This window comes from Natronolimnohabitans innermongolicus JCM 12255 (assembly GCF_000337215.1).
Lineage (GTDB): Archaea > Halobacteriota > Halobacteria > Halobacteriales > Natrialbaceae > Natronolimnohabitans > Natronolimnohabitans innermongolicus.
The window spans coordinates 1-9,424 of record NZ_AOHZ01000089.1 but is presented as its reverse complement, the minus strand read 5'-3'; the positions used below and the strand labels follow the sequence as shown (position 1 = coordinate 9,424).

The 9,424-nt window shown below is 65.6% G+C and carries 10 protein-coding genes and 2 pseudogenes; 10 read left to right on the top strand and 2 right to left on the bottom strand.

What is annotated here, in order from left to right:
• The 6 genes and pseudogenes from C493_RS19430 to C493_RS19405 all read left to right on the top strand — a co-directional run.
• A pseudogene (locus C493_RS19430) lies at positions 1-285 on the top strand (alanyl-tRNA editing protein); the annotation flags it as partial.
• Positions 286-409: 124 nt separating this feature from the next.
• Positions 410-1,732, top strand: a complete 1,323-nt coding sequence (locus tag C493_RS19425; protein ID WP_007261202.1) for a mandelate racemase/muconate lactonizing enzyme family protein — start codon at positions 410-412, stop codon at positions 1,730-1,732.
• Positions 1,733-2,024: 292 nt separating this feature from the next.
• Positions 2,025-2,684, top strand: a complete 660-nt coding sequence (locus tag C493_RS19420; RefSeq protein WP_007261201.1) for a bifunctional 4-hydroxy-2-oxoglutarate aldolase/2-dehydro-3-deoxy-phosphogluconate aldolase — start codon at positions 2,025-2,027, stop codon at positions 2,682-2,684.
• A 202-nt stretch (positions 2,685-2,886) separates the two neighbouring features.
• Complete coding sequence (locus C493_RS19415) at positions 2,887-3,954, top strand: glucose 1-dehydrogenase (RefSeq protein WP_007261200.1); 1,068 nt, start codon at positions 2,887-2,889, stop codon at positions 3,952-3,954.
• Between the two features lie 125 nt (positions 3,955-4,079).
• On the top strand, positions 4,080-5,408 hold the full coding sequence (locus C493_RS19410) for a mandelate racemase/muconate lactonizing enzyme family protein (RefSeq protein WP_007261199.1): 1,329 nt from the start codon (positions 4,080-4,082) through the stop codon (positions 5,406-5,408).
• Positions 5,409-5,568: 160 nt separating this feature from the next.
• Positions 5,569-6,678 carry a S1C family serine protease gene (locus C493_RS19405; protein ID WP_049889520.1) on the top strand — a complete coding sequence of 370 codons (1,110 nt, stop codon included), beginning with the start codon at positions 5,569-5,571 and terminating at the stop codon, positions 6,676-6,678.
• 39 nt (positions 6,679-6,717) lie between these two features.
• Here C493_RS19405 and C493_RS19400 read toward each other — a convergent pair whose 3' ends face one another.
• Positions 6,718-6,942: a hypothetical protein gene (locus C493_RS19400; protein WP_007261197.1), complete on the bottom strand. Its 225-nt coding sequence runs from the start codon at positions 6,940-6,942 to the stop codon at positions 6,718-6,720.
• Positions 6,943-7,192: 250 nt separating this feature from the next.
• Between C493_RS19400 and C493_RS19395 the strand changes: the two genes are divergently transcribed.
• Positions 7,193-8,149, top strand: a complete 957-nt coding sequence (locus C493_RS19395) for a TIGR03557 family F420-dependent LLM class oxidoreductase (RefSeq protein WP_007261196.1) — start codon at positions 7,193-7,195, stop codon at positions 8,147-8,149.
• 56 nt (positions 8,150-8,205) lie between these two features.
• Here C493_RS19395 and C493_RS19390 read toward each other — a convergent pair whose 3' ends face one another.
• Positions 8,206-8,397, bottom strand: a complete 192-nt coding sequence (locus C493_RS19390; RefSeq protein ID WP_007261195.1) for a hypothetical protein — start codon at positions 8,395-8,397, stop codon at positions 8,206-8,208.
• A 129-nt stretch (positions 8,398-8,526) separates the two neighbouring features.
• Between C493_RS19390 and C493_RS19385 the strand changes: the two genes are divergently transcribed.
• The 3 genes and pseudogenes from C493_RS19385 to C493_RS22865 all read left to right on the top strand — a co-directional run.
• Positions 8,527-8,703 (top strand): protein translocase SEC61 complex subunit gamma, encoded by a 177-nt coding sequence (locus C493_RS19385; protein WP_007261194.1) that lies wholly within the window; start codon positions 8,527-8,529, stop codon positions 8,701-8,703.
• A complete protein-coding gene (locus tag C493_RS19380; protein WP_007261193.1) occupies positions 8,703-9,140 on the top strand; it encodes a transcription elongation factor Spt5 in 438 nt (145 codons plus the stop codon). The genes C493_RS19385 and C493_RS19380 overlap by 1 nt, the downstream gene beginning before the upstream one ends.
• Before the next feature lie 67 nt (positions 9,141-9,207).
• Positions 9,208-9,291, top strand: a pseudogene (locus C493_RS22865) (transcription elongation factor Spt5); the annotation flags it as partial.
• Between the last annotated feature and the right edge of the window lie 133 nt (positions 9,292-9,424).

The window sequence follows — 9,424 nt, the reverse complement described above, 5'->3', positions numbered from 1 at the left end:
GGCGCCGGTACGAGCGGGCTGGGAGCGACCACGGTCGGCGGCGGAGACCCGTGGGACGTCGCGGCCTGTGGCGGGACGCACGTTCGGAACACGCGCGAAGTCGGTCCCGTAACCGTCCTCGGGCAGGCCGCCGCCGGCGGGGTGACGCGGATCGACCTCGCCGTCGGGCCGAAGGCGATCGAACGCCGGACCGCCGAGAAACGCGCCGTCTTCGCGACGACCCACGCTCTCGAGGTCGACCTCGACGGCGTGCCCGAGGAACTCGGCTGGCCGAAGACGACGTAGCGGTCGCAGTCCGGTTGCAGCCGTCGTCGCGGGTTCGATGGAGGGGGGTCGATTCGCGGTTGCCGGACGCCGCCGTTGCGATGCCGGTACAACCTATTACTGTCGTGCGGGTGGTCACTGCGGTATGAGCATCGATTACTCACAGCTTCGAGACCCCAACGCGGAGTACACGATGCGGGATCTCTCGGCGGAGACGATGAACGTCACGCGCGAGCGCGGCAACGGTCGCGACGTCGAGATCACAGACGTCCAGACAACGATGGTCGACGGCAACTTCCCCTGGACGCTCGTCCGAATCTACACCGACGCGGACATCGTCGGGACAGGAGAAGCCTACTGGGGCGCCGGCGCGCCGGAATTGATCGAACGAATGAAACCCTTCCTCCAGGGCGAGAACCCCCTCGATATCGATCGGCTCACCGAACACCTCTTCCAGAAGATGTCCGGCGAGGGCTCGATCGGTGGCGTCACCGTGACGGCAATCTCGGGCATCGAGGTCGCCCTCCACGATCTCGCCGGGAAAATTCTCGAGACGCCGGCCTACCAGTTCCTCGGCGGGAAGTACCGCGACGACGTTCGCGTCTACTGCGACTGCCACACCGAGGAGGAAGCCGATCCGGTCGCCTGCGCCGACGAAGCAGAGCGCGTCGTCGAAGAGCTGGGCTACGACGCGCTGAAGTTCGACCTCGACGTGCCCTCCGGCCACGAGAAGGATCGCGCGAACCGCCACCTCCGCGAGCCCGAGATCGAACACAAAGCCTCGATCGTCGAAGCGATCACCGAACGCGTCGGTCACCGCGCGGACGTGGCCTTCGACTGCCACTGGACGTTCTCCGGCGGCAGCGCCAAGCGGCTGGCGAAACGACTCGAGGAGTACGACGTCTGGTGGCTCGAGGATCCCGTGCCGCCGGAGAATCACGACGTCCAGCGGGAAGTGACCCAGTCCACGACGACGCCGATCACCGCCGGCGAGAACGTCTATCGAAAGCACGGCCAGCGCCGACTNCACGACGTCCAGCGGGAAGTGACCCAGTCCACGACGACGCCGATCACCGCCGGCGAGAACGTCTATCGAAAGCACGGCCAGCGCCGACTCATCGAGGAGCAGGCGGTCGACATGATCGCGCCCGACATGCCGAAGGTGGGCGGAATGCGCGAAACGGCGAAGATCGCGGGTCTGGCGGACATGTACTACATGCCGGTGGCGATGCACAACGTCGCCTCGCCGGTGGCGACGATGGGGAGTGCACACGTCGCGGCGGCGATCTCGAACTCGCTGGCCGTCGAGTACCACTCCTACGAACTCGGCTGGTGGGAAGATCTGGTCGAGGAGGACGTCATCGAGGACGGCTACATCGAAATTCCCGAAGAGCCCGGCCTCGGCGTAACGCTCGATATGGACGCCGTCGCGGAGCATATGGTCGACGGCGAGGAACTCTTCGATTGAGCGACGCAAAATCGAGGGCGGAAGACGAGCGATGCGAGGTCCGACCGTCGAAAGGCCTCGAGACAGAGATAGCCGAAACTCAGCAGACCGTCGTCACGTAGATCGAAGCGTTCCTCGAGGATTTCGAGGCCGAGTCCGTCACCGTCCGACCGTTCGAGGACTGAACGGACCGCGTCGCGGATAGGTCGTTACTTTTGATATTTCTCCGAGGACGAGTAAACCTCTTTGTTCGCGGCCGTGAACGTCTCGCCGTGATGGTTCGTCACTGCCACGCGAGCGAGGAGGGTCGCCGATGACCGAGACCGATCCGCGATCGGTTCGAAATCGACTCGTCGAGAGCGGCGTGATCGCCGTCCTTCGCGGGATCGACGAGGAGCAAATCGTTCCCGTTGCGCGGGCGGTCTACGAGGGCGGCGTCGACGCCCTCGAGGTCACCGCGGACGGGACGCGCGCGAGCGAGCAGATCGCCGCGATCGACCGCGAACTCGCCGACACGGACGCCGTCGTCGGGGCGGGTACCGTCCTCGACGCGCCGACGGCGCAGTCGGTGATCGACGCCGGCGCCGAGTTCGTCGTTTCGCCCCACACCGACGTCGAGACCGTCGAACTCTGTAACCGACAGGGCGTCCTCTCGGCGCCCGGCGTCATGACGCCGACGGAGGCCGTCACGGCGATGGAAGCCGGCGCGGACGTCCTCAAACTGTTTCCCGCCTCGACCGTCGGTCCCGGACACATCGGCGCGATTCGCGGACCGCTCGGCGACGTCGACGTGATCCCGACCGGCGGGATCGCCGCCGACGACGCCGCCGACTTCTTCGACGCCGGCGCGGTCGCCGTCGGCGCCGGCAGCGCGCTCGTCGACTACGAGGCGATCGCCGACGACGACATGGATCGGGTCCGCGAGAGCGCCGCCGAGTTCGTCGACGCCGTCGAGGCCGCCCGCGGCGACTGATTCTCCGTCGAGCGTCTCCCTCGAGCGGTCCGAAGCGATTCGGGGCTCGTCGAGGAATCGAGCGTTTCCGTCTCGAGCGATAGCGACGCGAAACAGCCGTTGGACGACTCTTCCGATAGTTACTGGCGCTGCCCGACCGCCGTTCAAAATAATTTACTACGTATTGGGTAAACTTTTATCGCCTCGGCCCCAACGGGTGCGTATGAAAGCGATCGCTGTCGAACCCGGGGCCGGGACGCCCGTCATCGTCGACCGCCCTCGTCCCGAACCGTCTCCCGGCGACGCCCTCGTGCGGACGCTCCGCGTGGGCGTCGACGGGACCGACCACGAAGTCATCGCGGGCCACCACGGCGCGCTGCCCGACGGCGACGACCGGCTCGTCCTCGGTCACGAGGCCGTCGGTATCGTCGAGGATCCGAACGGCACCGACCTCGAGGAAGGCGAATTCGTCGTCCCGACGGTCCGGCGTCCGCCGAACGGGACCAACGAGTACTTCAAGCGCGGCGAGCCGGACATGGCGCCGGAAGGCGAGTATCTCGAGCGCGGCATCGTCGGCGCCCACGGCTTCATGGCGGAGTACTTCACCAGCCCGGCCGAGTACCTCGTTCGGATCCCCGAACGGCTCGCGCCGCTTGGCTTCCTCGTCGAACCGATCAGCGTCTCGGAGAAGGCCATCGAACACGCCGTCGCCTCCCGTTCCGCCTTCGACTGGGAGCCCGAATCGGCGCTCGTCCTCGGCAACGGCTCGCTCGGACTCGTGACGCTCGCGATGCTCGAGACCGTGCTCGATATCGACCGAACCTACTGTCTCGGCCGCCGGGACCGCCCCCATCCGACGATCGACCTCATCGACGACCTCGGGTCGACGTACGTCGACTCCCGGGAGACATCCGTGCCCGAAATCCCGGACGTCCACGAACCGGTCGACCTCGTCTACGAGGCCACCGGCCACGCGAAACACGCCGTCGAGACCGTCGACGCGCTCGCGCCGAACGGCGTGGGCGCCATGCTCGGCGTCCCCTGCGATCAGTCGTTCGAGATCGACGGCGGGCGGTTCCACCGCGAACTCGTCCTCCACAACAAGGCGCTCGTCGGCACCGTCAACTCCCACCGCGGCCACTTCGAGGCCGCCGTCGACACGCTCTCGCAGCTTCCGACGTGGTTCACCGACGAGTTCGTCACCGGCGTCTACGGCCTCGAGGAGTTCGAGACGGCCTTCGAAACCGGCGACGAGGTCGTCAAGACGGCCGTCGAGTTCGAGTCGATCTGAGGGGGATCGCGCTCGAGGCGGTGGAAACGAGACTGCGCTCGAGGCGACGCTGAGGGCGTCTCGAAGCGGCGATTCGGGAGGTCGGGATGGAAACTATTACTATTTCTGAAGTAAGTATTTATCGTATGGGTGTCGATTACTCACAGTTGCACGATCCGAACGCCGAGTACACGATGCGGGACCTCTCGGCGGAGACGATGAACGTCACGCGCGAGCGCGGCGGCGGCCGGGACGTCGAGATCACGGACGTCCAGACGACGATGGTCGACGGTAACTTCCCCTGGACGCTCGTGCGAATCTACACCGACGCCGGTATCGTCGGCACCGGCGAGGCCTACTGGGGCGCCGGCGCACCCGAACTCATCGAGCGTATGACGCCGTTCCTCCAGGGCGAGAACCCCCTCGACATCGATCGGCTCACCGAACACCTCGTCCAGAAGATGTCCGGCGAGGGCTCGATCGGCGGCGTCACCGTCACCGCTATCTCGGGCCTCGAGGTCGCGCTCCACGATCTCGCCGGGAAAATTCTCGAGGTGCCCGCCTACCAACTGCTCGGCGGGAAGTACCGCGACGACGTGCGGGTCTACTGTGACTGTCACACCGAGGAAGAGGCCGATCCGGTCGCCTGCGCCGACGAGGCAGAGCGCGTCGTCGAGGAGTTAGGTTACGACGCGCTGAAGTTCGACCTCGACGTGCCGTCGGGTCACGAGAAAGATCGCGCGAACCGCCACCTCCGAAAGCCCGAGATCGAGCACAAAGCCTCGATCGTCGAAGCGATCACCGAACGCGTCGGCTCACGGGCCGACGTCGCCTTCGACTGCCACTGGACGTTCTCCGGCGGCAGCGCGAAGCGACTGGCGAAACGACTCGAGGAGTACGACGTCTGGTGGCTCGAGGATCCCGTGCCGCCGGAAAACCACGACGTCCAGCGGGAAGTGACCCAGTCCACGACGACGCCGATCACCGNCGACGTCTGGTGGCTCGAGGATCCCGTGCCGCCGGAAAACCACGACGTCCAGCGGGAAGTGACCCAGTCCACGACGACGCCGATCACCGTCGGCGAGAACGTCTATCGAAAACACGGCCAGCGGCGCTTGCTCGAGGAGCAGGCGGTCGACATCATCGCGCCCGACATGCCGAAGGTGGGCGGGATGCGTGAGACTAGAAAAATCGCAGACCTCGCCGACATGTACTACGTCCCGGTGGCGATGCACAACGTCGCCTCGCCGGTGGCGACGATGGGCAGCGCCCACGTCGGCGCCGCGATCCCCAACTCGCTGGCCGTCGAGTACCACTCCTACGAACTCGGCTGGTGGGAAGACCTGGTCGAGGAGGACGTCATCGAGGACGGCTACATCGAGATCCCCGAGGAGCCAGGACTCGGCGTGACGCTCGATATGGACGTCGTCGCGGAGCACGCGGTCGACGGCGAAGAACTGTTCGACGAAGCGTAGCCGGAAGAGACCGCTACGCTCGCGGTATTCCGTGCGCTGTCGACTCGCCGCTCTTTCTCTCGAGTCGACTGGACTGGTTCTACACGAGTCCTAGAGAGTCGTCCGGTGGGATGGCGGTGCTGGCCCGTCTTTTATTGCCGTGCTCGGGGAGCACACGGACATGCCGTCAGATCACACACGGTGGACGCGCCGACGGATGCTCCGGACGAGCGCCGCCGCCGCGATACTCGGCGGGGGCGTCGCCACGGCGGGCGCACAGGACGACGGAGCCGATACCGGGGCTGACGGGAACGGTATCGAAGTCGAGGGTGATGGCCGCTATACCGAGATTTACGAGGAGACGATCGACGACGTCGTTCTCGTCAACGTCTTCGGCGTCGAGGGACCGATGCAAGAGAACGGGAGCGGCCTCGGCTCCGGCTTCGTCGTCGACGACTACGTCGTCACGAACAACCACGTCGTCGCGACCGCCGACGAAGTCGAACTCCAGTTTCGCGACGAACAGTGGCGGGCGGCCGAGGTGGTCGGCACGGACCTCCACAGCGACCTGGCCGTCCTCGAGGTCGACGACGTGCCCGACGCCGCGGACGGGCTCTCGTTCGCCACCGACGAGCCCGAAATCGGCGCCGAAGTTCTCGCGCTCGGCAACCCGCTCGGACTCGACGCGTCGATCTCGCAGGGGATCATCAGCGGCGTCGACCGCTCGCTGCCGAGTCCGGGCGGCTTCTCGATTCCCGCGGCGATCCAGACCGACGCCCCGGTCAATCCGGGTAACAGCGGCGGGCCGCTGGTCGACCTCGACGGCGACGTCGTCGGCGTCGTCTTCGCCGGCGCCGGCCAGACGATCGGGTTCGCCATCTCGGCGGCACTGGCCGACCGCGTCGTCTCCGCGCTCGTCGAGGACGGCGAGTACGAACACCCCTACATGGGCGTCAGCGTCCTCCCCGTCGGTCCGCTCGTCGCCGAAGCGAACGATCTCGAGGAGCCCCGCGGCGTGCTCGTCACCGATGTCGAACCCGACGCGCCCGCCGCCGACGTGCTCCAGCCCGCCGACGGCGGCGCGACCGTCGACGGCGACTTCGTCCCGGTCGGCGGCGACGTGATCGTCGCGATCGGCGATACCGAGATCCCGAACCAGGACCAACTCTCGGCCGTGCTCGCCCTCGAGACCTCGCCCGGCGACACGATCGAGGTCGAGGTCGTTCGCGACGGCGAACGCGAAACGGTCGACGTGACGCTCGAGCCGCGGCCGGACGTCGATCTGCCCTGACCGACGGTGCTCGCCGCCGGCGTTTACGGCGGTCGCTCGTCAAGAGCGAAGCAACAGATACAGCCCGAAGAACCCGAGTCCAGCCCATCCGAGCGCGATGCCGGCTGTGACGAACAGGACGATATCCGCTCGCGTCACCGTCCATCCGAACACCTCGAGTATCCCCACGGCGGCCGAGAAGACGAGGACGAAGCCCAGCGACAAGCGAACGTGGCGCTTCCACTCCTCGAGCGACGAATTGCCGGAATCCCAGCCGAATCGCATCGTCGACCGTACGATTCAGTGCTACAAAAAGTCTCTGTCGGGAATCTCCCTGGCATCTCGGCCGATCGTCGAGAGCCGGACCGACCGTCGGCCGTCGAACCCACCGTCGAAAGCGACGACTCGAGCCAGTCGTCCCCCGGCTCGAGCCGGTCGGCACGATGCAGGGCGTGCACTTACGGAGCGTTTCGTGGTTCGACTTTCCGTATCGATCACCGATCGAACCCGATACCCGATAGCGATTCGACCACAGATGACTCAGATCGGACACAAACTCATCTCCGAGTTGCACGGCCCGCAGGACCTCGTCGAGTACGCACGGCTCACCGACGATTCCGACTTCGACTTCGCGATGATCTCGGACCACTACCACCCCTGGCTCTCCGACCAGGGCGAGAGTCCGATGGTCTGGAACGTGATCGGCGCCATCTCGCAGGCGACCGACGACCTGCGACTTGGCACCGGCGTCACCTGCCCGACGACGCGGATCCACCCGGCGATCATCGCACAGGCCGCCGCGACGGCCGGAACGCAGCTCCCGGGGCGGTTCTTCCTCGGCGTCGGCACCGGCGAGAACCTAAGCGAGCACGTTCTCGGCGACCGCTGGCCCGAACACGACGTCCGCCTCGAGATGCTCAAGGAGGCACTGGACATCGTCCGCACCCTCTGGGAGGGCGAGACGACGAGCTATCGCGGCGAGTACTATACCGTCGAGAACGCGCGAATCTACACGCTCCCCGACGAACGGCCGCCGATTCCGGTCGCCGCGGACGGGCCGAAGACGGCCCGGAAGGCGGGCGAGATCGGGGACGGCCTCATCGCGGTTCGCCCCGACGAGAATCTGATCGAGACGTTCGAAGACGCCGGCGGCGCGGACAAGCCGACGTACGGCGAGGTCGCCGTCTGTTACCGCGAGGACGAACAGGACGCGATCGAACAGGCCCACGAGCTGTGGCGCCACGAGGGGATCCCCGGCGAACTCCTCTGGGAACTCCCGACGCCGGCCCACTTCGAACAGGCCACACAGGCGGTTTCGGAGGACGATATCGCCGAGTTGATCACCTGCGGATCCGACCCGGAAGAACACGTCCAGACGATTCAGGAGTACGTCGACGCCGGCTTCGACAGCGTGACCGTCCACCAGATCGGCTCGAACCAGGCCGAGTTCGTCGAGTTCTACGAAGAAGAAGTCTTGCCGGAAGTGCAGTGACTCCCCAACCCGGTGTCGGGCGCTAACGGCAACGCGACCGCCGCCGATTCGAGGACTCAGGCCTCCTCGGCGTCCTCGAGATCCTCGAATTCTTCCTCGTCCTCCCGCGGGGCGTTTTGCGTCCCGAGGTCGTCGTCGCCGTCGTCGACCTGCTCGGGGTCCTGATCGACGCGTTCCATCTCGTCTTCGATTTCGGCCTCTCGTTCCGCCTCGCGCTCGTCTCGGCGGTCAGTATCGTCTTCGGCCATGGCTGTTTTGTTCGGCCTCGAGGGGTTTGGGCGTCGGGCCGTCGACTGCAACGTCGGAGCTATCAACGCGGCGAACCGTCGTCCGACACGAAAGACAGATAAAAGACGCCGCGTTGTGAACGCATAGACATGGACGTTCCGTACGACCTGACCTCGTACGTTCGGGTGTTGAAGATGGCGACGACACCCACGACCGAGGAGTTCCTTCAGGTGTCGAAAATCGCCGGTGCTGGAATCCTGCTAATCGGTCTGCTCGGCTTCCTCATCGGTGGCATCATGCTCGTACTGACCGGTGGTGCCTTCTAATGGGTATCTACGCTGTCAAGACCACGGCCAGTCAGGAGCGAACCGTCGCAGACATGATCATCAACCGCGAAGAGCCGGAGATCCACGCCGCGCTCGCGCCGGACTCGCTGACCTCCTACGTGATGGTCGAGTCCGAGGGCGACGCGGTGTTGAACCGCGTGCTCGAGGACATTCCCCACGCGCGAAGCATCGTCCCCGGCACCTCCGACATCTCGGAGGTCGAGCACTTCCTCTCGCCCAAGCCGGACGTCGAGGGGATCGCCGAGGGCGACATCGTCGAGCTCATCGCCGGACCGTTCAAGGGCGAGAAGGCCCAGGTCCAGCGCATCGACGAGGGCAAGGATCAGGTGACTGTCGAACTGTACGAGGCGACGGTTCCGATTCCGGTGACGGTGCGGGGCGACCAGATTCGCGTGCTGGATTCCGACGAGCGCTAGCGAGTCGGCGTTTTATACTAAATTTTGCACGGAGCGGTGAGCGAACAGCGTGAGCGAACCCGACGAAGTAAAATTTAGGAGCGCGACGGTTCCGATTCCGGTGACGGTGCGGGGCGACCAGATCCGCGTGCTGGATAGCGACGAACGGTAGTGAGTCGGTTCGCTCGGCGCTTCGCGCCGAGGAAGTTTTAGACTAACGCTCTTGTGTAGCACTTTGTTGATATCACAGCGTCGCTTTGACAGCGTGTTTGAGCGCTTCTCTTCCTGGTTTCCGCAGTAACTTT

Excerpts from the sequence above, each read along its gene's own strand:
- C493_RS19420 (WP_007261201.1), top strand. The coding sequence starts at position 2,025 with ATGACCGAGACCGATCCGCGATCGGTTCGAAATCGACTCGTCGAGAGC.
- C493_RS19415 (WP_007261200.1), top strand. The coding sequence starts at position 2,887 with ATGAAAGCGATCGCTGTCGAACCCGGGGCCGGGACGCCCGTCATCGTC.
- C493_RS19395 (WP_007261196.1), top strand. The coding sequence starts at position 7,193 with ATGACTCAGATCGGACACAAACTCATCTCCGAGTTGCACGGCCCGCAG.
- C493_RS19400 (WP_007261197.1), bottom strand. The coding sequence starts at position 6,942 with ATGCGATTCGGCTGGGATTCCGGCAATTCGTCGCTCGAGGAGTGGAAG.
- C493_RS19385 (WP_007261194.1), top strand. The coding sequence starts at position 8,527 with ATGGACGTTCCGTACGACCTGACCTCGTACGTTCGGGTGTTGAAGATG.
- C493_RS19380 (WP_007261193.1), top strand. The coding sequence starts at position 8,703 with ATGGGTATCTACGCTGTCAAGACCACGGCCAGTCAGGAGCGAACCGTC.
- C493_RS19405 (WP_049889520.1), top strand. The coding sequence starts at position 5,569 with ATGCCGTCAGATCACACACGGTGGACGCGCCGACGGATGCTCCGGACG.
- C493_RS19390 (WP_007261195.1), bottom strand. The coding sequence starts at position 8,397 with ATGGCCGAAGACGATACTGACCGCCGAGACGAGCGCGAGGCGGAACGA.